The 25175-nt window shown below is 45.6% G+C and carries 21 protein-coding genes; 17 read left to right on the top strand and 4 right to left on the bottom strand.

The window, feature by feature from the left end; translation table 11 throughout:
- Position 1 precedes the first annotated feature (1 nt).
- The 8 genes from RH46_RS04035 (at position 2) to RH46_RS03995 (ending at position 10952) form a co-directional block, all read left to right on the top strand.
- Positions 2 to 1057 carry an efflux RND transporter periplasmic adaptor subunit gene (locus RH46_RS04035; RefSeq protein WP_006878129.1) on the top strand — a complete coding sequence of 352 codons (1056 nt, stop codon included), beginning with the start codon at positions 2 to 4 and terminating at the stop codon, positions 1055 to 1057.
- Positions 1054 to 4116: an efflux RND transporter permease subunit gene (locus RH46_RS04030; RefSeq protein WP_006878128.1), complete on the top strand. Its 3063-nt coding sequence runs from the start codon at positions 1054 to 1056 to the stop codon at positions 4114 to 4116. The genes RH46_RS04035 and RH46_RS04030 overlap by 4 nt, the downstream gene beginning before the upstream one ends.
- Positions 4117 to 4794: 678 nt before the next feature.
- Complete coding sequence (locus RH46_RS04020) at positions 4795 to 5535, top strand: SDR family oxidoreductase (RefSeq protein WP_006878126.1); 741 nt, start codon at positions 4795 to 4797, stop codon at positions 5533 to 5535.
- A gap of 14 nt (positions 5536 to 5549) precedes the next feature.
- Complete coding sequence (locus tag RH46_RS04015) at positions 5550 to 6758, top strand: acetyl-CoA C-acetyltransferase (RefSeq protein ID WP_006878125.1); 1209 nt, start codon at positions 5550 to 5552, stop codon at positions 6756 to 6758.
- Positions 6759 to 6793: 35 nt separating this feature from the next.
- A complete protein-coding gene (locus tag RH46_RS04010; RefSeq protein WP_006878124.1) occupies positions 6794 to 7141 on the top strand; it encodes a phasin family protein in 348 nt (115 codons plus the stop codon).
- A 55-nt stretch (positions 7142 to 7196) separates the two neighbouring features.
- On the top strand, positions 7197 to 8975 hold the full coding sequence (gene phaC, locus RH46_RS04005; RefSeq protein ID WP_006878123.1) for a class I poly(R)-hydroxyalkanoic acid synthase: 1779 nt from the start codon (positions 7197 to 7199) through the stop codon (positions 8973 to 8975).
- Positions 8976 to 9093: 118 nt separating this feature from the next.
- Positions 9094 to 9786, top strand: coding sequence for an aspartate/glutamate racemase family protein (locus RH46_RS04000; protein WP_006878122.1), 693 nt, complete (start codon positions 9094 to 9096; stop codon positions 9784 to 9786).
- Positions 9783 to 10952: an MFS transporter gene (locus RH46_RS03995; protein WP_006878121.1), complete on the top strand. Its 1170-nt coding sequence runs from the start codon at positions 9783 to 9785 to the stop codon at positions 10950 to 10952. The genes RH46_RS04000 and RH46_RS03995 overlap by 4 nt, the downstream gene beginning before the upstream one ends.
- Before the next feature lie 107 nt (positions 10953 to 11059).
- Here the strand turns inward: RH46_RS03995 and RH46_RS03990 are convergent, their stop codons facing one another.
- The 3 genes from RH46_RS03990 to RH46_RS03980 all read right to left on the bottom strand — a co-directional run bounded on the left by RH46_RS03990 (position 11060) and on the right by RH46_RS03980 (position 13337).
- A complete protein-coding gene (locus RH46_RS03990) occupies positions 11060 to 11242 on the bottom strand; it encodes a hypothetical protein (RefSeq protein ID WP_006878120.1) in 183 nt (60 codons plus the stop codon).
- Positions 11243 to 11434: 192 nt separating this feature from the next.
- Positions 11435 to 13138 (bottom strand): FAD-dependent oxidoreductase, encoded by a 1704-nt coding sequence (locus RH46_RS03985; RefSeq protein ID WP_006878119.1) that lies wholly within the window; start codon positions 13136 to 13138, stop codon positions 11435 to 11437.
- 13 nt (positions 13139 to 13151) lie between these two features.
- On the bottom strand, positions 13152 to 13337 hold the full coding sequence (locus RH46_RS03980) for a YgaP family membrane protein (protein ID WP_006878118.1): 186 nt from the start codon (positions 13335 to 13337) through the stop codon (positions 13152 to 13154).
- Between the two features lie 166 nt (positions 13338 to 13503).
- On the opposite strand from RH46_RS03980, the gene RH46_RS03975 reads away from it, so the two are divergent.
- The 5 genes from RH46_RS03975 to RH46_RS03955 are packed head-to-tail and all read left to right on the top strand — an operon-like array spanning position 13504 to position 19088.
- A complete protein-coding gene (locus RH46_RS03975; protein ID WP_006878117.1) occupies positions 13504 to 13812 on the top strand; it encodes an ArsR/SmtB family transcription factor in 309 nt (102 codons plus the stop codon).
- Between the two features lie 16 nt (positions 13813 to 13828).
- A complete protein-coding gene (locus tag RH46_RS03970) occupies positions 13829 to 14251 on the top strand; it encodes a YeeE/YedE family protein (protein WP_006878116.1) in 423 nt (140 codons plus the stop codon).
- Positions 14252 to 14260: 9 nt separating this feature from the next.
- On the top strand, positions 14261 to 14719 hold the full coding sequence (locus tag RH46_RS03965) for a YeeE/YedE family protein (protein ID WP_006878115.1): 459 nt from the start codon (positions 14261 to 14263) through the stop codon (positions 14717 to 14719).
- A gap of 17 nt (positions 14720 to 14736) precedes the next feature.
- Positions 14737 to 18042, top strand: a complete 3306-nt coding sequence (locus RH46_RS03960) for an efflux RND transporter permease subunit (protein WP_006878114.1) — start codon at positions 14737 to 14739, stop codon at positions 18040 to 18042.
- Entirely contained in the window at positions 18042 to 19088 is a 1047-nt protein-coding gene (locus RH46_RS03955; RefSeq protein ID WP_006878113.1) for an efflux RND transporter periplasmic adaptor subunit, read from the top strand. Before RH46_RS03960 ends, RH46_RS03955 begins: the two co-directional genes overlap by 1 nt.
- Here the strand turns inward: RH46_RS03955 and RH46_RS03950 are convergent, their stop codons facing one another.
- On the bottom strand, positions 19089 to 19979 hold the full coding sequence (locus RH46_RS03950) for an endonuclease/exonuclease/phosphatase family protein (RefSeq protein ID WP_006878112.1): 891 nt from the start codon (positions 19977 to 19979) through the stop codon (positions 19089 to 19091).
- Positions 19980 to 20272: 293 nt separating this feature from the next.
- On the opposite strand from RH46_RS03950, the gene nrdD reads away from it, so the two are divergent.
- The 4 genes from nrdD to RH46_RS03930 all read left to right on the top strand — a co-directional run bounded on the left by nrdD (position 20273) and on the right by RH46_RS03930 (position 24992).
- Positions 20273 to 22393: an anaerobic ribonucleoside-triphosphate reductase gene (gene nrdD, locus RH46_RS03945; protein WP_006878110.1), complete on the top strand. Its 2121-nt coding sequence runs from the start codon at positions 20273 to 20275 to the stop codon at positions 22391 to 22393.
- 75 nt (positions 22394 to 22468) lie between these two features.
- On the top strand, positions 22469 to 22939 hold the full coding sequence (gene nrdG / locus RH46_RS03940; protein ID WP_006878109.1) for an anaerobic ribonucleoside-triphosphate reductase-activating protein: 471 nt from the start codon (positions 22469 to 22471) through the stop codon (positions 22937 to 22939).
- A 157-nt stretch (positions 22940 to 23096) separates the two neighbouring features.
- Entirely contained in the window at positions 23097 to 24278 is a 1182-nt protein-coding gene (locus tag RH46_RS03935; protein ID WP_006878108.1) for an amino acid aminotransferase, read from the top strand.
- A gap of 63 nt (positions 24279 to 24341) precedes the next feature.
- Entirely contained in the window at positions 24342 to 24992 is a 651-nt protein-coding gene (locus RH46_RS03930) for an ATP-dependent zinc protease family protein (protein WP_006878107.1), read from the top strand.
- The last annotated feature ends 183 nt before the right edge of the window (positions 24993 to 25175 follow it).

The following is a 25175-nucleotide window of genomic DNA, read 5'->3' as shown; positions in this document are numbered from 1 at the left end:
CATGAATCGATTTAATCTCTCTGCAGTGGCCATTTCGCTGACAATGTTGACCGCGTGTATGCCAGAAACTGAGCATCGTCCTCTTAACCCACTGGTTGTCGATACTTTTACTGTCGCAGAAGCGACAGACACTCAGTTCCGAACCTTTAACGGTCAAGTGATGCCTGCGGAACTGACGCCATTGGCATTTCGTCTGGATGGCGAAATCACCTCGATGCTGGTTAAAGAAGGCGATGTCGTAACAAAAGGTCAGATCATCGCGGTATTGGATGATACTAAAGCTCGCCAAAAACTGGTTGATGCTCAAGCCCGTTACGAGCTTGCACTGAAACAGGTCAAGCGTGGTCAGGAATTACGCAGCAATAAGATGATCTCAGATTCCGAGCTGGACGAACTGAGTGCCAACTTCGAGTTGGCAAAAGCGAATTTGGGTGCTGCGCAAGCAAGTATGGAATACATGCGTCTTAAAGCGCCGTTTGATGCTGTTGTTTCATCGGTTGACAAAAAGAAGCATGAAAATGTATCGCCTGGTGAGCAAGTGGTGTCGGTTTATCAGAGCGGACAAGTTTACGTAAAAATCGAAGTATCAGACTCGGTACTGGCGATGCTAGATCCTCAGGCTCAGGCGCAAAACTATCAGCCTACCGCAACATTTGCCGGGCATGATTTAAGTTACAAGGTCACATATCTTGAACATACCAGTGAACTGCACCCTAACAGTCAGACCTACGAACTGTGGCTGAAAATGCCTCAGGTTGAGCAGAGCGTATTGCCGGGCACCAGTGCCAAAGTCTCAGTTGATTTAGCGAAAGCGGGTTTAACTAGCTATCAAGCGTATCAGGTGCCAATGACATCGATTGATTCAGGAAAGCAGAGCCAAGATTTCTATATCTGGAAACTACAAGATGGCGCAGCCCATCGTGTTGCAATCAATATCGATCAAATTACGGGCAATGGTGCACTTGTGTCCAACGGCATTGAGCAGGGCGACGTGCTAATCAATTCAAACTTACGAAAGCTACGTGAAGGAATGCTAATTAAGGGAGCAGAGCTGTGAGCATCGCTGAGTATTCAATAAAGAACAAAGTTATTAGCTGGCTATTCCTGATCATTCTTGCCATTGGTGGCTACACCTCATTTATGGATTTAGGCCGACTAGAAGACCCTGCGTTTACCATCAAAGACGCAATGATTATTTCGACTTATCCTGGTGCAACGTCGCAGGAAGTAGAAGAGGAGTTGACCTATCCGCTTGAGAAGGAGATCCGTCAGCTACCTTATATCGATAAGATCACTTCGACCTCGTCGCAAGGCATGTCTCAGATCATGGTCAGTATGGAGATGGAATATGGTCCAGACGAGCTACCTCAAATCTGGGATGAGATGCGTCGTAAGATCAATGACTTGAGTCCAACACTACCAAGTGGAGTTAACTCAATCCAAATCATTGATGACTTTGGTGACGTGTACGGCATCATGATTATGCTTACTGGTGATGGCTACGATTATGTTGAGCTGAAGCGTTATGCCGATTACCTGAGCCGCGAACTTGAACTGGTTAAAGGTGTGGGTAAGGTTGCCATTGCGGGAGATCAGCAAGAGCAGCTGTTTGTTGAAGTTTCACTGGAGCGCCTTGCTGCGCTAAATCTTGACATGAATACGGTTGTTGGTCTGCTGAGTCAGCAAAACAGCGTCCAGTCGTCAGGTGAGGTGATGGTTAATGGTCAGACGCTGACAATTCGCCCAAATGGCACCATGAATTCTGAACAAGCTCTGGAAGAATTGATTATTCATGGCCGAGATACAGGTAACTTAATCCGTCTTAAAGATGTCGCCACTATTAGTCGAGGCATTCAAGAAAAACCTTCTAATGTCTTAACCTTCAATGGGAAGCCTGCAATTAACCTTGCGATCTCTTTTGGTTCTGGCGTAAACGTCGTTGAAGTTGGTAAAAAGCTTGAAGCGGAGCTAGCTGCGCTGGAAAGTATTCGCCCGGCCGGGGTAGAAATTAACTACTTCTATAATCAGTCAGCAGAGGTCGAAAAGTCGGTTGATGACTTCCTGATCAGCCTAGGTCAAGCGGTGGGTATCGTTATTATCGTACTTCTGTTTGCTATGGGCTTGCGCAGTGGCCTGATTATTGGTGCAGTGTTACTGCTTACCGTAATGGGCACCTTCATCTTGATGAAGCAGAACGATGTTGAGCTTCACCGTATCTCCCTTGGTGCGCTGATCATCGCGCTGGGTATGCTGGTGGACAACGCAATCGTTGTGGTTGAAGGTATTCTGGTTGGCCTGAAACGCGGTAAAACCAAAGTACAAGCTGCAATCGACATCACAAAGCAGACACAGTGGCCATTACTTGGCGCTACCATTATTGCCATTACCGCATTCGCTCCTATTGGTCTATCGGAAGATGCCACTGGTGAGTTCATGGGCTCATTGTTCTGGGTATTGTGCTACTCGCTATTCTTAAGCTGGATTACTGCATTAACACTGACGCCGTTTTTGGCTGATCTGCTACTCAAAGAGCAGGACGGTGATGCTAATCAGGCAGAGGTTGACCCGTACAAAGGTATTTTGTTCACCGTGTTTGGCGCTAGCCTGAGATTTGCGCTGCGTTTCCGTTGGTTAACTGTGATCAGCATGGTTGGTCTGCTGGCGGCTGCCGTATTTGGTTTTGGTATGGTGAAGCAGCAATTCTTCCCACCTTCGAACACTCCGATGTTCTACGTTGATATGTGGATGCCGGAAGGAACGGATATTCGCGAGACTATCAAGGAAACCAAAAAGGTTGAAAGCTATATTCGTCAATATGACAGCGTAGAATTTGTCTCAACAACTACTGGTCAGGGACTGCAGCGTTTTGCTCTGACATATCAACCAGAGAAGAGCTACGAAGCGTATTCTCAGTTGCAAGTGCGAACCCATGACCGTGAAACCATGTTTGTACTGCTTGAGCAGCTCGATCAGAATCTTTCTACCCGTTTTAATCAGCCAACATTCCAGTTCAAGCTGATGGAGTTTGGCCCTTCGCCAGCGTCTAAGATAGAAGCGCGAATTACAGGACCGGATCCACAGGTGCTACGTGATATCGCGGTGCAGGTCGAAGATGTACTGCTAGAAGATCCAGGTGCGCGAAATGTTCGTCATGACTGGCGTGAACGCACTAAAGAATTGGTTCCACAGTTCAATGAATCTAAGGCTCGTCGTCTGGGGATCTCGAAGCAAGAACTGTCTGAAACATTGCAGATGGCATTCGGCGGAACACCGATCGGATTACTGCGTGATGGCACTCATATGCTGCCAATCATTGCACGTCTTCCCGAGCAGGAACGTGTTGATTTTGAGTCACTTTCCAACGTTAAAATCTGGAGCCCGACATTACAGAACTATGTTCCTGTAGAGCAGGTGATTGATGGCGTAACACTGGATTGGCAAGAGCCTCTTATTCAGCGTCGTGACAGAAAACGTACTTTAACAGTACTCGCTGACCATGATGTTCTTGGACATGAAACACCAGCGAGTCTGTTTAACCGAGTCAAACCACAGGTAGAGGCGATTAACCTGCCAGAGGGTTACGAAATCACTTGGGGCGGTGAGTATGAATCTTCTAAAGATGCTCAAGAAGCACTATTTGGCTCATTGCCAATGGGTTACCTGTTGATGTTTATCATCACCATGCTGCTGTTTAACTCGCTGAGAAAGCCTTTGGTTATTTGGTTTACGGTGCCACTATCTATCATTGGTGTTTCAATTGGCTTGCTAGCGATGGATATGCCATTTAGCTTTACGGCTTTCCTCGGCTTACTAAGCCTGAGTGGCATGATTTTGAAAAACGGTATCGTGTTACTCGATCAGATTAATATCGAGCTGTCATCGGGCAAAGACCCATATCAGGCAGTATTCGATAGTGCAATTTCCCGTGTCCGCCCAGTGAGTATGGCCGCCTTGACGACCATACTGGGAATGATTCCGCTGGTGTTCGACGCATTCTTTGGCTCTATGGCAATTACAATTATGGCAGGCCTTGGCTTTGCCACGGTATTAACCTTAATTGTGGTACCTGTTTTGTTTGCCATTTTCTACCGAATCAAACCATCCACTGCCGGATAATTCACGGATTGAACTAGGATTCGATTTAAGCCAGCCCGAAAGAAATTTCGGGCTTTTTTTGTTTTAAACAGAGTAAAACCTCTACTATTAGATAAAGAATAGAATTAGATTTTGACGGCCTAGTCAGCAAATGAAATATCGTTCTATATTATACTAAAGTATAAGTTTATTATTTTATCTTATTGCTCAAATAATCATAGTCTTATCATTTATTACTCATGCTTTACGCTTTTATTAACCTCTCTATTAATACCAAGGTCAATATTGATAAACGGGTAAATATTGATTTTTCCTGCTTACATATTAGTTGGTAATAGTTTTCGTTAAACAGGTGATGTAGATTGATGAAATAACTGAAAGTTCTTATATATCCTTCAAAAACAGCAAGATAGCGATTGTTGATAAATTGTTCAATATCGCAAATCTCAAAAAAATCAATGATTTGAGTGTAATTAACACCTATATAACATTTCATGCCATATGAGAGCTTGTTCACCTTTATGCATAAAATCTCAAAAAAAAATTGAAGTGTAATAATTAACGATTAGTTTTGAATAATAAGAGGTCAACAAAAAGCCTTAGATTATTTATTCAATATTCGGTGCAAGGCCGGATATATTGCGAGAATTTACGAAATTTATTTGGGTTATTAATTGCTGTAAAGAATGGAGTCTCTTAATGAAGAAGATCGCTTTGATCACAGGGTCTAAAGGCGGAATTGGATCTGCTATTTCCTCTCAACTTGTTGATGATGGTTACCGAATCATCGCTACTTATTTTACAGGGAACTATCAATGTGCGTTGGACTGGTTCAACGAAAAAGGTTTTACCGAAGAACAAGTTCGTCTGTTTGAACTGGATGTTACTAACACAGAGCAGTGCGCAGAGCGTCTGGCTACCCTGTTGGAAGAGGAAGGCACGATTGATGTGATCATCAATAATGCTGGTATCACTCGCGATGGTCTGTTCAAAAAAATGCAGCCATCTGCATGGCGCGAGGTAATTGAAACAAACCTCAATAGCGTGTTCAACGTCACACAGCCTCTGTTTTCGGCCATGTGCGAAAAAGGCAACGGCCGAGTCATCAATATCTCCTCAGTCAATGGTCTCAAAGGCCAGTTTGGTCAGACAAACTATTCAGCAGCGAAAGCGGGCATGATTGGTTTTTCGAAAGCATTAGCAGCAGAAGGTGCTCGTAGCGGAGTAACAGTTAATGTGGTTGCTCCTGGCTATACTGGTACGCCGATGGTTGAAGACATGCGTCCAGAAGTGCTTGAAACCATTAAAGAACAGATCCCTATGCGACGTCTTGCTACACCAAAAGAAATCGCACAATCAGTCTCTTACTTAGTCAGTGATGCCGGTGCTTACATTACAGGGGAAACTCTGTCTGTAAACGGCGGCTTATACATGAATTAATCAGGGACAGAATAATGGAAAAGATATTTATTGTGGCGGCTAAACGTACTCCGATTGGTGCGTTTGGCGGTTCGCTAAAAGACATTTCGGCAGGAAACCTTGCCTCTATCGCAATCAAAGCAGCTATCGCAGATAGCGGCGTTGCCGTTGATGCAATTGATGAAGTAATTGTTGGTAATGTTGTCAGTGCCGGGCAGGGAATGGGCGTTGGACGTCAGGCTGCGATCTACGCAGGGGTGCCTAATCAGGTACCGGCTTACTCACTGAATATGGTGTGTGGTAGTGGTATGAAAACCGTTATGGACGCGGCAAGTCATATCAAAGCGGGTGATGCAAACGTTGTTGTTGCTGCAGGTGTTGAAGTGATGTCGCAAATACCGTTTACCGCTCCAGCGAGCATCCGTGATGGTCATAAGATGGGGAACATGAACCTGACTGACCTGCTTATCAATGACGGTCTGACTGACGTTTACAACCAATACCACATGGGTGTGACAGCAGAGAATGTCGCTAAACAAGTGGGTATTTCGCGTGAGCAGCAAGATGAATACGCGCTGGCGAGTCAGCTAAAAGCGGTATCAGCCATCGAAGCAGGAAAGTTTAAACAAGAAATCGTACCGGTAGACGTTAAAAAACGTCGTGAAACGGTTGTGTTTGATACCGACGAGTACCCAAAACCAGACGCAACTCTGAGTGGTCTGGCGAAGTTACGTACTGCTTTCGACCGAGAAGGCACAGTGACAGCGGGTAATGCATCAGGCATTAACGATGGGGCGAGCGCCATCATCGTCGCCAGTGAGTCAGCGGTGAAGCAGCACGGTCTTAAACCAATAGCTGAAATTGTTAGCTATGCTCAGTCTGGTCTCGAGCCTGAGATTATGGGGCTTGGACCAGTGGAAGCAGTCAGTTTAGCACTTGAAAAAGCCCAGCTTACTACTGATGAGATTGGCGTTTATGAGTTAAATGAAGCCTTTGCAGCGCAGGCGCTTGGTGTCATTCATAAACTTGCTGAAAAACACAATGTTTCAGTCTCTTCAATTCTTGATAAAGCCAATGTTAATGGCGGCGCAATTGCTTTGGGTCATCCTCTGGGCGCATCAGGAAACCGAATTCTGGTTTCACTCATTCATGAACTCAATCGTAGTGAAAGTCAATATGGTGTTGCGTCACTTTGTGTCGGCGGCGGTATGGGCACTGCGGTTGTAATTAAATCAATTAACTAACCCAATTAAACGGACTTAACTTAGGAGTAACACACATGTACACAGATTTTTTCAAAACATTCTCTGAGCAAACAGAAAAGAGCATGGAACCGTACGTAAAATTCAACAAGCTAGTGACCAAGAATGTCGAAGTACTAACTGAGCTGCAATTGAACGCTATCCGCACTTACAGCGAAATGGGTCTGGCACAGATGAAAGCAGCAAGCGAAGTGAAAGATGCAACTTCACTGACTGCGTTCAGTGGTCAACAACTTTCTGTTCTGACTAAGCTTTCACAGCAAATGATGGATGACAGCAATAAGCTGCAAGCTATCGCAAAAGAGTTCAAAGATGATGTTGAACAGATGACATCGGAAAACCTTAAGACAGTGACTCCTGCATAACACTGACCTTTATGCCGCCGAAAGGCGGCTCTTTTCCGATCTTAGGAGTCGAAATATGTTACAACACTTCTTTTCGGACTACCTTGTTAAGCTCCAGGAAACCAATCAAAAATGGTGGGAAGATCTTGAGCTGACCAGGGCAGCCGCAAACTCCCCGCTCAATAAAGCAATGCAAGAGGTTAACCTCGAAGATACCGCAAAACTGTTTGAAAGTGCGGCTAATCAGCCAGCGGCTTTACTTAAGATTCAGGCCGAATGGTGGCAACAACAGTTACAGATTTGGCAGAACGTCGCTCTGACAGCCAATACCGATGATGTGGTTAGTGCAGAAAAAGGTGATAAACGCTTTTCTAATGAAGAGTGGCAAAAAGACATCTTTTTTAACTTTATCAAACAATCATACCTGCTGTTCAGCAAAACCTACCTTGAAACGATCGATAGCATTGAAGGCTTAGATGAGAAGAGCAAAGAGCGTATTAGTTTCTTCTCAAGACAGGCAATTAACGCGCTATCGCCAAGCAACTATATTGCAACTAACCCAGAGCTGCTCAAACTAACGTTAGAACAGAATGGCGAAAACTTGCTTGCTGGTCTGGAACAACTCAAGCAAGACGTAGAGTCGAGTGCGGACATTCTTAAAATTCGCATGACCAATAACAATGCGTTTCGTTTAGGTGAAGAGATTGCCAATACTCAGGGCGATGTCGTATATCGCAACGAGCTGTTTGAACTGATTCAGTATCGCCCACTGACCAAAACCGTTAACGCGACACCTCTTTTGATTGTTCCTCCGTTTATCAATAAATACTACATTCTTGATCTTCGTGAGAAGAACTCGATGGTACGCTGGCTACTAGAACAAGGCCATGCGGTATTTATGATTTCGTGGCGTAACCCGGGTAAGTCTCAGCAACATGTCGAGTTTGGAGATTATGTCACTGAAGGCGTTGCTAAAGCAGTCAGTGCCATTGAAGAGATCACTGGGCAAGAGCAGATCAACGCTGCGGGTTACTGCATTGGTGGTACCGTTTTAGCCAGCACCGTCGCTTATTACGCGGCTAAGCGAATGAAGAAACGCATCAAGAGCGCCTCTTTCTTCACTACGTTACTCGATTTCTCTCAGCCTGGCGAAGTGGGGGCCTACATTAATGACACCATCATTAATGCTATTGAACTTCAGAACAATGCCAAGGGTTACATGGATGGCCGTTCTTTGAGCGTAACGTTTAGTCTGTTACGTGAGAATAGCCTTTACTGGAACTACTATGTCGATAACTACCTGAAGGGTAATAGTCCGGTCGATTTTGATCTGCTTTACTGGAACAGTGACAGTACCAACGTCGCCGCCGATACGCATAACTTTATGCTGCGAGAGCTTTACCTGAACAATAAGTTGGTCGCGGATAAAGGCGTCAAAGTGGGTGGTGTGTGGATCGATCTGAACAAGATTAAGATCCCGAGCTACTTTGTCTCGACCAAGGAAGACCATATTGCCCTGTGGCAGGGTACCTATCGTGGCGCGCTGAATGTGGGTGGTAATAAGACCTTTGTTCTTGGAGAATCGGGACATATCGCGGGTATCGTCAACCATCCGGCGAAAAATAAGTATGGTTTCTGGACCAACGATTCGCTCGATGACAGTGCTGACGAATGGCTGAGCAACGCTTCTCATAGTGAAGGTTCATGGTGGAACCACTGGCATCAGTGGCTGCTATCGTTCAATCCGGATGAGCAGGTAGAGCCGTTCAGTGTCGGAAGCGAACAATTCCCTGTACTGGAAGCAGCTCCGGGAAGCTACGTTAAGCAGACATTACCTATTGCCGAAGATAACTAGTAATTGATGCTGATTGAATAAGGCCTCTGGTTAATCCCCAGAGGCCTTTTGTTTTTTGTTTGTATTATCAGCGCTTATCTGTTTTATTGATTAACACAGCGTCAGGAGAGGGAACAGAATGAAAACTATCGGTATTATTGGTGGGATGAGCTGGGAATCAACAGCGACCTACTACCAGCAGCTTAATCAGGGAATAAAACAGGCTAAAGGCGGGCTACATTCCGCAAAGATAATTCTGAATAGTGTCGACTTCGCGCAGGTAGAAGCCTTGCAGCGCTCAGGCGACTGGCTGGCTAACGCTGATATTTTGTGTCAGGCGGCGCAATCAATTGAAAAGGCAGGGGCTGATTTCATTCTGATTGCAACCAACACCATGCATAAAGTGGCTGAGCAGGTTGAAGAGTCTGTGAACTTGCCATTACTGCATATTGCAGACGCCACTGGTAGTGAGCTAAAACAGCAGGGGATTACTAAAGTCGGCCTGCTTGGAACGGTATTTACCATGGAGCAGGATTTTTATAAGCAGCGTTTGACCGATAAATTTGGTATTGAGGTTGTGGTGCCAAATGGTGTCCAGCGTCAATTGGTGCACAATATTATCTATGACGAACTCTGTCAGGGGGAGATTAATCGTCGCTCCAAAGATGACTTTCTGACTATTATCGATGATCTGTTTGTGGCAGGGGCTCAAGGGGTCATTCTCGGCTGTACTGAGATAGGCTTGTTGGTTGAGCAACAGGATACTCAAGTACCGCTGTTCGACACGGTTGCGCTGCACGTAGAGGCGGCAGTAAGTGAGGCATTGCGATGAACCGTAATGTGTGGTTATTGTCCCTGTGTCAGGCGTTATTGATGACAGGTAATATCTTACTTATCTCTGTGATTGGGTTAGTCGGCAAAACGCTCGCTCCGACTGCCAGTATGATCACTTTACCTGTCGCACTGCAGTTTCTCGGTTTAATGAGTGCCACTATTCCTGCGTCGCTGATCATGGGCAAACTAGGAAGACGTAAAGGCTTTAGTATTGGTAATCTGGTGGGTATTACTGGGGCCAGTCTGGCAACTTATGCGCTTTCTATACAAGCCTTCTATCTGTTTTGTGCCGGGACTTTTCTACTTGGTATCGGCATTGGTTTTGGCACCTTGTATCGTTTTGCGGCGATTGAAGTGTGTAATGAGAGCGCAAGACACAGAGCGATATCCATTTCCATGGCGGGTGGCGTACTTGCTGCTATGCTGGGACCAAACCTTGCGATCTACTCGCAGCAATGGTCGTCTGATGGGCTTTACGTTGGTGCCTTTATGGCGCTGATTGTGCTCAATATCTGTGCTCTGGGTCTATTGCAGACCATTCAGTTTCCTAAAGCCGTTCCCGTTGCTGAAGCGACCAAAGTGGATTCACTGGCAACCATAGTCAAGCAGCCTAACTTTATGGTGTCAGTATTTGCGGCCATGGTTGCCTATGCTGTGATGAACATTTTGATGACGGCGACACCGCTGGCAATGATTGGTTGTGGCTTTGACTTTAACAAAGCGGCTGGCGTGATTGAGTGGCATGTATTGGGGATGTTTGTGCCGGCATTTTTCACTGGTCGTCTGATAGAGCGTTTTGGTGCGCGCCGGATGATTTTGACCGGTGGCGTGCTATTTGTTCTCTGTATTGCAATCAATATCCACGGCCAGTCCATCTGGCATTTCAGCCTCGCTTTAATCCTGTTAGGGGTAGGTTGGAACTTTATGTTTATTGCCGCGACAGGGTTGTTTAGCCAGTCGTACCAGAGCCACAACAAATCAAAAGCTCAGGCCTTCAATGAGTTCTTCGTCTTTAGCTGTGTCACCATCACCGCTTTGATGTCGGGCTGGCTGGAATCAACCGTGGGCTGGCAGGCGATGAATGTTTACGTACTACCATTTGTTCTGGCGGTCATAGCGATATTCGCGGTAAACAGTTATAAGGCGAGCAGATTAGCTGTTTAGCTTAGCGTTAAATACACAAAAGGCAGGAGTTTCCTGCCTTTTGTGTTTTCTATCTCAACCATTTTTATTTCAGAGCAAAAGTGGGGGGTAAAAGTTAGCTCTGTTGACTAAAACTGGGCTGAAATAAGCTCGACGAGTTCATTTTCAGTTTCTGGCATTCTATCCAATTCTATAGAACATGAAGCACCACCTTTTAGCATGTACGCCGTAGTTGTGCAGTGATCATGATGAAACCATTTACCGTTAACGCAAACATCTGTGTAGCAGCGTGGGTCTTGTTTTAATTCCATAGGCACCTTCCTTGTTACTTTTTCGTTAACACCTTGTCAACATAACCGTAGATAACTAGATAAAAAATGATCTAAATCAATCTCACGGCTGAACTAGACAAAGGTTGTAGTGAGCAACAGCAAGGTTTGGGAACAAAAAAAGGGAACCAGAGGTTCCCAAATGAAAGTGCAGTTTTTTGTTATGTCGTTGCTCTATGCCTGAGCAAATTTATAAGTACGATAGCCACCAATCAGGTTACGAGCTTTAAAGCCATTGTTAACTAATTGACGGTAAGCGACATTTCCACGCAGACCAACTTGGCAATAGATTACAATCTCTTTGTCTTTTGGCAGTTCGTCCATGCGCTGACGAAGCTGGTCGACAGGAATATTGATTGCCCCTTCAATAAAGCCAACATTTTGCAACTCACCCGGATTACGTACATCAAGCAGCACTTGATCATCAGATAGATTATCGATCTGATCAAAATGGATAGCAGTCGCGTCACCCTTGATGATGTTGTTAGCAACAAATGCAGCCTGATTAATCACATCTTTGGCGCTACCGTATGGCGGTGCATAGGTCAGTTCAAGGTGTTGTAGCTGTTCAACGGTCATTCCTGCACGCTGAGCAACGGCCATCACATCAATACGTTTATCGACACCATCTTTGCCCACTGCTTGCGCACCAAAGATCTTGCCTGTTTTTGGATCGAACAACATCTTGAACGATACAATCTCAGCGCCCGGGTAGTAGCTCGCGTGGCTTGCGGTATGCACATAGACTTTTTCATAGTCGATACCGTCACGTTTAAGTTGTTTCTCGTTTTTGCCTGTAGAAGCAACAGCTAAGTCAAAGATCTTACAAATAGCGGTGCCCTGAGTGCCCTGGTAGGTTTCATTGCGTCCGAGCATGTTGTCGGCAGCCATACGACCTTGACGGTTAGCAGGGCCAGCAAGCGGAACTAGAGTTTGTGAACCTGTGACAAAGTCTTTTTCTTCGACTGCATCACCGACAGCGTAGATGCTAGGATCGCTAGTCTGCATCATTTCATTGGTGTAGATTCCACCCAGCCCACCAATTTGAAGTCCTGCTTCTTTTGCTAACTTAGTCTCAGGGCGCACGCCGATGGCCATAATCAATATATCGGTAGTTAACGTCTCACCATTATTCAGGATGAGGTTTAGTTCACCTTCGATATGTTGGTGTTCAGTGTCTTCGCCGGAGCTAAAGCTGGCAATATGTTGGTTTGGTATATACTCAACGGCTTCAAGCGCAACTCCTAGTTTAAGATCGATGCCTTTTTGACGAATTTCTGCGTGAGCAAAGCCCGCCATTTCACGATCAACCGGCGTCATTACCTGATCAGCCATCTCAATAAGGGTGGTTTTAATTCCTAGCTGGTGGAACGCTTCCATCATCTCTAGACCAATGAACCCACCACCGACAACCGTTGCGTGCTCTGGCTTGTTCATCTGAATAGTTTGGATAATACGATCCATATCTGGAATGTTGCGCAGCGAGTGCGTCAATGGGTTATCGATACCAGGGATTGGAGGAACCACAGGACCAGCGCCAGGGCTCAGCAAGAGGAAGTCGTAGCTTTCAGTATACTCACTACCATCAAGTAGGCTCTTAACCGTAACCTGCTTGTTGTGTCGGTCGATGGACACGACTTCGTTCATCACACGAACATCAACGTTAAATCGAGCTAAGAAGCTTTCTGGAGTTTGAAGAAGTAGTTTGGAACGCTCTTTGATATCGCCGCCAATATGGTATGGAAGGCCACAGTTAGCAAAAGAAACGAACGGGCCGCGCTCAAACATGATGATCTCGGCTTCTTCACTTAATCGACGAGCACGAGCCGCAGCAGACGCGCCGCCGGCCACACCGCCGACAATTAAAATCTTAGTCATTAATAAACCTCAGTTAACGAAAACCAAACTTCTTCAGAATGAATACTGCAGGGCAAATACCGGTAAAGGCACTTTGTATCAAGTTTGCCCCAACAAAAACAGTCAACCATACAAAGTGACTACTGACAGTAACAGTAAGTACCACCGAGAGTAACACCATACTTCCGGCTAGGACACGAATCGCATTTTCCATCGTCATAATCAAACTCCTTTTTTAGTCATTGTCACTCGATATTCATCACTATAGATACTTTAATTAGTAATGTCTAATGTTAATTATTCTAAATTTATTAACACTAAATTAGAATTGACTAATTTAAATGTTTTAGTAATATCTAATGGAGTAATCAACAGAGAGGCAAATCATGGCTACACAGACAATGAACATTGCAGATATGCAGGGTAATGCGACTGAAGCTGCTGATTTACTAAAAGTAATGGCGCATCCAGAACGTTTGATGGTGTTATGCCAATTGATTCAAGGTGAGGTTGGTGTGGGTCAGCTACAGCAGAGTTCGGCGTTAAGCCAATCGGCTTTTTCTCAACACCTGACAGTGTTGCGGAAACATAACCTGATCAAGGCCCGTAAAGCCTCACAACAAGTATTTTATTCACTGGCGGATCCGCGAGTAGAGCCGCTAATTCAAAGTTTACACACAGTATTTTGCAAATAAGAAGGTAGTAACCACGATGATAGAAATCGTCCCTTGGCAGTCGTTAGTTGGTGGAATGTTGCTGGGAGTCTCTGCAACTTTATTATTGTTATTTAACGGAAAGATCGCCGGTATTAGTGGCGTGATTAATGGCTTACTCACCCCGAAAGAAGGTGAGGTTTCATGGCGGTTACTGTTTTTTGCAGGCATGGTGCTTGGTGGTCTGGTAAGTGTTGGTTTATTTGGTATTTCAATGCCTGAAACGGATGGAATTACATTACCTGTTCTTGTTGCTGCAGGGATTCTGGTTGGAATGGGTACGCGATTAGCTAACGGTTGTACCAGCGGACACGGTATATGTGGCATCGGGCGTCTGTCAAAACGTTCGCTGGTTGCGACGGGTGTATTTATGGCAGTCGCTGGTCTGACTGTGTTTTTCCGTTTACATGTTTTTCAGTAGAGGTTGTTTGTGAACAAACTGGTATTTCGAATCTCAGCGTTGATGAGTGGCATTCTGTTTGGTGCGGGTATGGCGATATCTGGCATGATCGAGCCGCAAAAAGTGGTCGGTTTTCTGGATGTTGCAGGTCAGTGGGACCCAAGTTTGGCATTTGTGATGGGTGGAGCACTACTGGTCTTTATGCCTTGCTATTTTTTAATCATAAAACCGAGAAAACAGGCAGTAAGCGGTTGTGACCTCAATGTACCGACAAGTAAAAATATCGACTCGAAATTGATTTCGGGCTCAGCTCTGTTTGGCCTAGGTTGGGGTATGGCGGGTATTTGTCCCGGTCCTGCTGTAGCGAGTTTAGGTTTAGGCAATGTTTCAATAGTGATTTTTTTCTGCGCCATGGTGATTGGTTCTCTGTTGGCGAAGCTGATATTCGGTAAGAGTAACGACCAACCACGAATAGCGAGATCCAGTTAGGGTCTTTGGGAGGGGAAATGGAACGAAATACGACCAAGGATGGTGTGATTCATTCAGTAATGAATAGTTTCTTTCCCGCCATTTTGATCTTTATTTTACTGGCGGTAGGCGCCGCCGCACTCTGGCTGACGCCTAAAGAGGAAGATCCTCAGATCGTCGTCCCAATGGCCGATGTCTTGGTTTCCGCACCAGGGCTCAGTGCTCAACAGGTGGAAAATCAAGTCACTGAGCCGTTAGAAAAACTACTCAGTCAAATTGATGGTGTGGAGTATGTTTATTCTTCTTCAATGGAAGGTGCAGCTCAAGTCATCGTACGTTTCTATGTTGGTGAGCCTCGCGAAGCCGCACTGGTCAAACTGTATAACAAGCTCTATTCGAATCAGGATGCGATTCCTCCTTCAGTCACCCGATGGTTAGTTAAACCTGTCGAAATCGATGACGTTCCTATTGTTGTTGCAGCTGTCTATTCTACAGATGCGGATAAGGTTGATCGTTACCAACTACGCAGACTCGCCGATCAGGCAACACTTGGTCTTAAATCTCTCCCGGCAACGAATAGCGTTGCTGTCATTGGTGGTGAAACACGCAAAATCCACATCGAACTGGACTCAGTGGCTATGGCCAACTTTGGCGTAACGATTAACGACTTAAACTATGCCCTGAGTGTGAGCCATACTAAATCTCAAGCAGGCTCTCTACAGATATCTGGTCAACAGTATCAATTGGAGTCGGGCCAACTGTTTCAATCTGCTCAACAGATCCAAAATCTAGTCGTCGCGGTAGTGAATAATAAGCCTGTCTACTTACAAGATGTCGCTTATGTGGTTGACGGCCCTTCGGAAGCGACCACAGACACTTGGTATATATCTGCTGACGCTGCCACAGAGTATCCAGCTGTATTTATCTCAGTGGCAAAACAGAAAGGTTCTAACGCGGTTGATGTCGCTCAGTCAGTGATCGATAAACTCGCTAAGTTGCAGAGTGAGCAGTTTCCAAGCCAGGTAAAAGTCGACATCATCCGTAACTACGGACAAACCGCAGATGACAAGGTGTCAAACCTGGTCTCAAGTCTGGCGATCTCAATAGTGACGGTCGTGGTATTCGTTGGTCTGTTCCTAAACTGGCGTAGTGCTTTAGTGGTTGGTATTGCAATCCCCATCAGCTATGGCGCCGCTTTAGGTATGGACCTTCTATTTGGTTATTCGATTAATCGAGTCACGCTGTTCGCCTTGATTCTTGCCCTCGGTCTGATAGTTGATGACCCGATAGCCAGTATCGACAATATTGAGCGCTATCTGAAACGCAAAGATTTAACACGTTCAAAAGCGATAGTTCACGCTATGGCTGAGATTCGCAGTGCACTATTAATGTCGACAGTCGCGATTGTGATTGTATTTACACCGATGTTTTTTATTACTGGCATGATGGGACCTTACATGGCGCCGTTAGCCTTTAATGTCCCCATCAGTGTCATTTTCAGCACCATAGTGGCGTTCTTTATTACTCCGTGGCTAGCGAAGAAACTGTTAAAAGCTGCTGAGGAGAAGGGGCACTACAAGATTGAAAATACCTCGTTGTATCAACTCTATTCACGACTACTGACCCCATTACTACAGAGTAGAAAAAAGGCTTGGCTATTTCTTAGCTTAGTGGCAGCGTTATTTATTGCTGCGGCTATGTTGCCTGCGTTGCGTCTGGTTCCGCTTAAGCTATTGCCGTATGACAATAAGAATGAGTTTCAGCTGGTGCTGAACATGCCTGAGTCAGCAAGCTTTGCAGATACTTCCAATACACTGCGAGTTTTTGCTAATTATTTGCTGGATGTACCAGAGGTAGAATCAGTGTCGGGGTTTGCTGGTGTAGCGTCACCGATGGACTTCAATGGTATGGTGCGCCACTACTTCATGCGCAGCGAGCCTTATCAGGGTGAGCTGAGGATCGTATTAGTAGATAAGCATAAGCGTTCAATGCAGTCCCATCAGATTGTCACCAGACTACGCCAGGATCTTGAACAAATAGCGATGGAGCACCAAGCCGATATACAGTTGGTCGAAGTGCCACCAGGGCCTCCGGTCATCGCGACGATTACGGCTGAGGTATATGGCGATGAGCAGACAAGCTATCAGGAACTGATTGAGCAGGCAGAGATTGTTGCTGACCGCTTGCGCAGTGAAGCATTTGTCTCGGAAGTCGATACCAGTGTGCAGCAACAGTTAGAAACCTGGCAATTCATTATCGATCAGGAGAAAGCCGCTTTATCTGGAGTCGCAATTGAAGATGTGAATGCGACAATTTCGGCAGCAAACAAGGGGCAGGTACTCGGCTATCTGGCTAATTCGCGTGAGGTCGCGGCTCTGCCTATTGAGATTCGTTTGCCTGTGGGTCAAAGAGATTCACTTGAAAGCCTTAAACAGCTTTATGTTCGCGGGCAGGCAGGAGTAGTGAAGGTTGCCAGTCAGGGAGCCTTCAGTGATGCGCCTCAGCCGCTCGTGCAATTGTCGGAGCTAGGTGAATTTGTTAAGCGCGCGGCAGATACGCCGATTTATCATAAGAACCTCAAGCCAGTTGTCTATGTTTATGCTGAGTCTGTCGGTCGTGTTCCGGGCGAAATCGTTGCAGACGTAATTGCTGACCAAAACCGAAACAACGAGAAGGAGTTTGTAGAATGGCAACAGCGCTCTTATCTAGCAAATGGCTCTGGAAAGAACTGGCAGTTAGATGACCACATCAAGGTGGTATGGAGCGGAGAAGGGGAATGGAAGATCACCGTCGATGTTTTCCGTGACCTCGGTATTGCCTACGGCGCAGCGCTATTGGGTGTATTTATCGTCATGCTGATTCAGACCGGCTTGCCAGCGGTGTCCGGTATCATAATGCTGGCAATACCACTGACTGTCATAGGCATCATGCCCGGATTCTGGTTACTTAACGCCTTATCCAGTGATATCAATGGTTATCCGAATCCAGCCCTGTTTACGGCTACGGCGATGATAGGCATGATCGCACTTGCCGGGATTGTAGTTCGAAACTCTTTGGTACTGATTGAATTTATTCAGCAGTCGTTGCTGCGCGGTGAATCACTGCAAAATGCTTTACTTCAGTCCGGAGCCGTAAGAATGCGACCAATCCTGTTAACGGCAGGCACTACGCTGCTGGGTAATATTGTGATTACTCTGGATCCCATTTTTAATGGTCTGGCGTGGGCGATCATTTTTGGTATCACGGCTTCAACTATCTTTACTCTACTGGTGATTCCAGTGGTCTATAACCTCGCTTATCAGAATACTAAGGGCCACGGGCTTGCTGTCACGGAGGATGAATAATGTTCAATCGTAAGTTTTTTATAGGCTTGCTGCTGTTTTCTGGCTTAGCCGTGATGTTTCTCTATATGGCTGGAGTATTCAGTCCGAAAGTGTCTACCGAGTTGCAAGTGCGTCAAACTTTCAGTGAGCCGCAACAAGTTGCCACCCTTGTTGCTAGCGAGGAGAGAGTCGTCCGTGAGTTTCCGGGGACTGTGGTTGCTGACCAAAAAGCCACCATAGCCGCTCGGCTAACGGCTACTGTGGTAGAAGTGCTTGTTGAAGTTGGTCAGTCTGTTGAGAAAGGCGATGTACTGCTGAGGCTGGAGAGTGATGATCTTAATGCTAGGGTAGTACAAACAGAGCAGAGCCTTTCCTCATCGCAGGCGCAGCTTAACGCAGCAAGGAAAGAGTATTCGCGAATCAAAAAGCTACTCACCAAGAAATTAGTTCCACAAGCTCAGTTTGATGAAGCGGAAAGCAGGCTTAAAACAGCGACCGCGAACCTGGAGCAGGCAAAGGCAGCGGTATCAGAAGCGGAAACAACCTTTGGTTTCAGCATCATTACTGCGCCGTTTGATGGCGTGATTACGCATAAGCCAGTCAACTCAGGGGATACTGCTACACCGGGTATGGCGTTACTCTCTATGTATAACCCGAACTCTCTAATTGTTGAGGCCAACGTTGCTGAGTCGGTGATGCCAGCGTTATCGATAGGTGGTTCGTTAGCGGTCGAGATCCCGACCTATCAACTGGTTCTGGACGCAAGCATCGATGAGATAGCACCTGCTGCGGATAGTGGTTCAAGGAGTTATCTAATCAGGCTCGGTATTGATACGGATTACACGCTCTATCCGGGTAACTTTGCCCGAGTTTCTATCGACTTAGGTAGTGAGAAAGTGTTAAAAGTGCCTGTCGCTGCGATTTATCAAGTCGGACAGCTGGATTATGTCAAAGTAGTTGAAGGAGATACCTTACACACGCGTCTGGTTCAGCTTGGCGATGATTTTCGCGTGCGTAAGGGGTTAACCGAAGGTGATGTGGTGGTGCTTAACCCACGTGACTTTTAATTAACCAATATCGCTTGATAGCGGGCAATGATCACTCAGTTGATGATTAAGCACATCCTCAACTGGGTAGACATCCTGCTTAGGCTTTGAGGCCGTTAGGCTTTCACTGACAATAATATGATCGATCAGTGAACGGAACTGGTGGGTCTTGCGCGGATTGTTGCGAGATCTAACCTTACATTCCGCCTTAGTTGACTTTGATACCAGAGTTGCCTGTGTGTCTTGTGCAATTTCATCCCACAGCCAGTCGCGCTGATAGCCCATGTTATGATTAAAATCACCGAGGATAATATAAGCATCCTTGGCTGCTTCACGTTGTTTAATCCAACCGTTGAGTGCACGGCCTTGTTGTTTGAGAATCTTACAATCGCGACTGCTATTGAATCTACCAGAACAGCGTGCTTTGAGATGGACGGAGAGAGCATGAACAGGCTGTTTTCCGCTCGGGCGAATAATGATGTAACTGGCGAAGCGCATTTTACTGTTACTGCTATTGTCCAGACGTAAGTCTCGCTTGTTACTAACCGCTATACCATTTCTGACCGCAAAACCTGTGTATTGATTAATGTCATCAAACTGATGTCGACGGTTGTCGCTCTCACTACGCTGAGAGAAGAATAGTTGATAGTCGTTGCCAATCACTTTAACCAGAGCGTCAGCGTCATTCACTTCCTGAAAAGCGACAACGTCACTTTGCATATTGCTAAAGTGGTGATTTAACGCTTGATAATCACTTGTGCTTCTTTGTGACTGTTCAAACTTAGAAGAGGGTGAGCTGGATAACCATTCCAGGTTCCATGTCGAAAAACTGATTTGTTCTGCACCAACTGCGTGGAATGAGAACAATAAGCATAAGGCGGTAAAAAATGACCACTTTTTAGGGGCTGGCATAGGATTAAATCCATGAATTGAGTTGCAGCCTTTATCCTATAAGACGTCATAAAAATGCAAGTAGATTTAGTAGCATTTTTGCAATTTTCATCATTTTATTCTCATCTGAGATCAAGCCCACTAAGATCGATTTGATCTTGAGCGAGGCTCTCTTTTTATTGATCAAAATCAATACTTTCACCGTGCTCATTTCGTTAAATACGCCACAATATATAGTGTCAGTCGAACAATAAATCGCCCTATATAGTGTATTTGTGGATAAGTCTGTGGGTATGCTGGGGTAAGGAGAAAAGGTGAAACCAATCGTAATCAAGCGTGATGGCTCAAGAGCTCCGTTTAGCAGGGATCGCATTCAGGCAGCTGTCGAATCAGCTGCGGAACACGTTGATCAAGAAATCGCTGTATACGCACTAAATGTCGCGTTAGCGGTAGAGCTTCAGCTAAAAGATCACGATGAAGTACACATCCACGAAATCCAGACTCGAGTAGAAAACGAATTGATGCAAGGTCCATATAAGTCACTTGCACGTTCCTATATCGAGTATCGCCATGACCGCGATATTGCTCGTGAGAAACAGAGTGCGCTGACACGTGAAATCGAAGGCCTGATTGAAGAGAGCAACGTTGATCTCATCAACGAAAACGCGAACAAAGATGGCAAGGTTATCCCTACTCAACGTGATCTGCTCGCGGGTATTGTTGCTAAGCACTACGCTAAGACGCACATTCTTCCACGTGACATTGTGCAGGCGCATGAAGTGGGCGATATCCATTACCACGATTTGGATTACGCACCGTTTTTCCCAATGTTCAACTGTATGCTAATTGATCTTAAGGGCATGCTGACACATGGTTTCAAGATGGGTAACGCTGAGATTGATACTCCAAAATCTATCTCAACAGCAACTGCAGTTACAGCGCAAATCATTGCACAGGTTGCCAGCCACATCTACGGTGGTACTACCATCAACCGTATTGATGAAGTGCTCGAGCCTTATGTGATGACCAGTTACCACAAGCACCTTGAGATTGCTAAAGAGTGGGATATTCCTAATCCAGAAGCGTTTGCAACGGCACGTACAGAGAAAGAGTGTTATGACGCATTCCAGTCGCTGGAGTACGAAGTAAATACACTGCACACCGCGAACGGTCAAACACCATTTGTCACATTTGGCTTTGGTCTGGGCACTAGCTGGGCATCACGCCTGATTCAGCAATCGATCCTTAAGAATCGTATTGCTGGTTTAGGTAAGAACCGTAAAACAGCGGTATTCCCGAAACTGGTGTTTGGCATCAAAGATGGTCTTAACCATAAATCGGACGATCCAAACTACGATATTAAGCAACTGGCGCTAGAGTGTGCTTCAAAGCGCATGTACCCGGACATTCTTAACTACGACAAAGTAGTAGAGATTACTGGCTCATTCAAAACACCAATGGGCTGTCGTAGCTTCCTTGGTACATATGAAGAGAATGGTGAGTTGATTCATGAAGGTCGCAACAACTTAGGTGTTGTCAGCCTGAACTTACCACGTATTGCTATTGCCGCTGGTCGCGATGAAGCGAAATTCTACCAGCTACTTGATGACAGGCTTGATCTTGCTCGTCGTGCACTTGAAACGCGTATTTCTCGTCTCGAGAACGTTAAAGCGCGCGTTGCGCCAATCCTGTATATGGAAGGCGCGTGTGGTGTACGCCTGAAAGCGGATGAGCCAATTGCTAACATCTTTAAGAATGGACGTGCTTCGATTTCTCTTGGTTACATCGGTATCCATGAAACCATCAACGCTCTGTTTGGCGATGAGACACACGTTTATGACGATGCTCAACTACGTCAGAAGGCGATTGATATTATCAAGTACCTTAAAGACAAAGTTAACCAGTGGGGCGAGGAGTCTGGCTATGGTTACAGCCTGTACGGCACACCAAGTGAGAACCTGTGCAGCCGTTTCTGTCGCATTGACACTAAAGAGTTCGGTGTTATCAAAGGGGTGACAGACAAAGGCTACTACACCAACAGTTTCCACCTTGACGTAGAGAAGAAGGTTAACCCATACGATAAGATCGATTTCGAAATGCCATACCCGCAAATCTCAAGCGGTGGTTTTATCTGTTATGGTGAGTTCCCGAACATGCAGCGTAACATCGAAGCATTGGAGAACGTGTGGGACTACAGCTACAGCCGCGTGCCTTACTACGGCACCAACACGCCGATTGATGAGTGTTACGAGTGTGGATACAACGGTGAGTTCGACTGTACAAGTAAAGGTTTTACTTGTCCTAGCTGTGGTAACCATGACTCAACCAAGGTTTCAGTAACCCGTCGCGTATGTGGTTATCTGGGGAGCCCGGATGCACGACCATTTAACTTTGGTAAACAAGAAGAAGTTAAACGTCGCGTTAAGCACCTCTAAAGGCGAACCGATTCTCAGCGATACAGATTAAAATCGAGCCCAATGTTTGGGCTCATTTTCTTTAAAGAGTAAATAATGAATTTCCACCAGTATTATCCGATAGATGTTGTTAATGGTCCCGGTACACGTTGTACGCTGTTTGTTTCAGGCTGCGTACACCAATGTCGCGGTTGCTATAATCAATCTACTCAGCGTTTGGACTCTGGGGTGCTATTTACTCAACAGGCTGAGGACCAGATTATCGCTGATCTCAATGACACTCGTATCAAACGTCGCGGATTGTCTTTATCGGGTGGCGATCCACTTCATCCAGCTAATGTGCCACAGATTCTTAAGTTGGTTAAACGGGTGAGGGAAGAGTGTCCCGGCAAGGATATCTGGGTCTGGACGGGCTATACGCTGGATGAACTCAGCGACCAACAGCGAGAAGTGACTCAATACATCGATACGCTGATTGACGGAAAGTTTGAGCAGGATAAGAAGGATTTAAACTTAGAATGGAGAGGCAGTTCTAACCAGATTATCCATCGTTTCAAAATTGACTAGCAGATTTGGCTGTCAAAAGCGCACAAGTTAAATAATTGTTAAATGGATTGGATTTTTATCCTGTTTTGCAGTTTGACACTGAAATTTTATTTCTAGATTTGTCGATTAGATGGTAAGTTGAAGGCCGTTACTTGAATTTCAAAGGGTTGTGACTTTCATGTTCTCTCATTTACCGACTCCTACGTTGGATCCTATTCTTTCTTTATCTGTTGCTTACCGCAACGATCCTCGTGCCGAAAAAGTTGATCTTGGTATCGGCGTATACAAAAACAGTGCTGGTGAAACACCAGTAATGAAGGCAATCTCACAAGCGCAAGACATTGTTGTCGAGACTCAGAAAACCAAATCCTATGTCGGTTTGGCAGGCTGTGAAGAGTTCAACAAGTCGATGGTTGACCTGCTACTAACAGGTACGTCGGCAATGGACCGCGTCGCTGCAATCCAGACTCCAGGTGCAAGTGGTGCGCTACGTATGCTCGGCGATCTGATGAAGGTCGCGCAACCAAACACTACGGTTTGGATCTCTAATCCTAGCTACGTGAACCACAGACCGGTTATGGAAGCAGCAGGTCTTAAAGTGAAGCATTACAGCTACTTTAGCCCGGAAACCAAGCAAGTTGATGTGGCTCGCATGATGGATGACCTGTCACAAGCTGGCCCTGAAGATGTGGTACTACTACACGGTTGTTGTCACAACCCAACGGGTGCAGACATTGACTTCGACGCTTGGAAAGCAATCACAGAACTATCTCAGAAAAATGGTTTTATTCCTTTTGTCGACATTGCTTACCAAGGTTTTGGTGACGGTCTGGAAGAAGATGCAAAAGGTCTTCGTCATATGGCTGATAATGTTGAAGAGATGCTGATTACCACTTCATGCTCGAAGAACTTTGGTCTTTACCGTGAGCGTACAGGCGCAGCTATTGTGGTTGGTAAGTCTATGCAAGACGTTAACAATGCTAAAGGTAAACTACTAACGCTAGCGCGAGCGACATACACAATGCCGCCAGATCATGGTGCAGCCTTGGTGAAAACAATCCTGCAAAATCAACAGCTAACTGCTGTTTGGAAGCAAGAACTAAGTGAAATGCAGCAGCGTTTGTTAAACCTTCGTCAAACTTTGTGTAATGAATTGAGAAATAGCCACAATACTTCACAATTCGATTTTATTGAAAGCCACAAAGGCATGTTTACTGTGCTAGGCTTTAGCCAAGACCAGATGATGCAACTCCGTGAAGAATATGGGATTTATGGAGTAGGCGATGGTCGTATAAACATCGCGGGTCTAACAGAAAAGGATATCCCTTATGTTGCCGAAGCGATTGTGAACGTTTCATAAGTGTTTTTGGGGCGAATTTTCGCCCCTTTTAAGCACTGCAGTTTGTCAAAATTAGGTGACCGAATGAATAATACGTGGAAAGTACTGATTCCATTTATGTTAAGTGGTGGTTTGATGGCGTGCTCTACAACAGGTCAAGAGCCAGTAGAACCTGAGCAAAAGCCACAGATTGAAGAACCCAACATTGAAAAACCGCAAATCGAAGAGCCAAAACAAGAAATAGAAAAGCCGGTTGAACCGGAAGTAAAACCCCAAGAACCTGTTGTTGAACTAAAACCGAAGAAAACGTCTGACGGCAAGCTGCTTCTCGGAGCAGAAGAGTGGGTATATGTCCCTGGCCTGGAAGCGAATTTCAAAGCTCGTGTCGATACAGGTGCAACAACGTCATCGATCAGTGCTATCGATATTGTTCCGTTCGAACGCGATGGCAAAGACTGGGTTAAGTTTAAGATTGAGCACGAAGGGATCAAGAGCAAAGAGATCGCTTTACCGGTACAGCGCTGGGTTAAGATTCGCCAATCGAGTGCTGATGGCACCCACAAACGCGCCGTTGTCGAAGCCTGGATTCAACTCGGTGACCTGAAAGAGAAAACTGAATTTACTCTGGCTGATCGTACCCACCTTACTTTCCCGTTGCTGTTAGGGCGTAGCTTTTTTAAAGATGTTGCAGTAGTGGATGTCAGCAAGAAATACATTCAGGATAAGCACAAGTAATTGAGCTAAATAACCAGATAACAGACCAGCACCAAGATAATGTGCTGGTCTTTTTTTATTTCTAGATCATATTTTTGCTCAACGAATCAGCATACTGATTAACATTAGGTTAATATCTGCCCGAAAAGTCAGCGACGTCTTCGTTACTATCGGCATCTCTCAATAAAAACAACACGACTGAGG

This window comes from Vibrio brasiliensis LMG 20546 (assembly GCF_000189255.1).
In the GTDB taxonomy this organism is placed as follows: domain Bacteria; phylum Pseudomonadota; class Gammaproteobacteria; order Enterobacterales; family Vibrionaceae; genus Vibrio; species Vibrio brasiliensis.
Note: the sequence above shows the minus strand (reverse complement) of the source record. Positions and strands in the feature narration are given on the sequence as shown.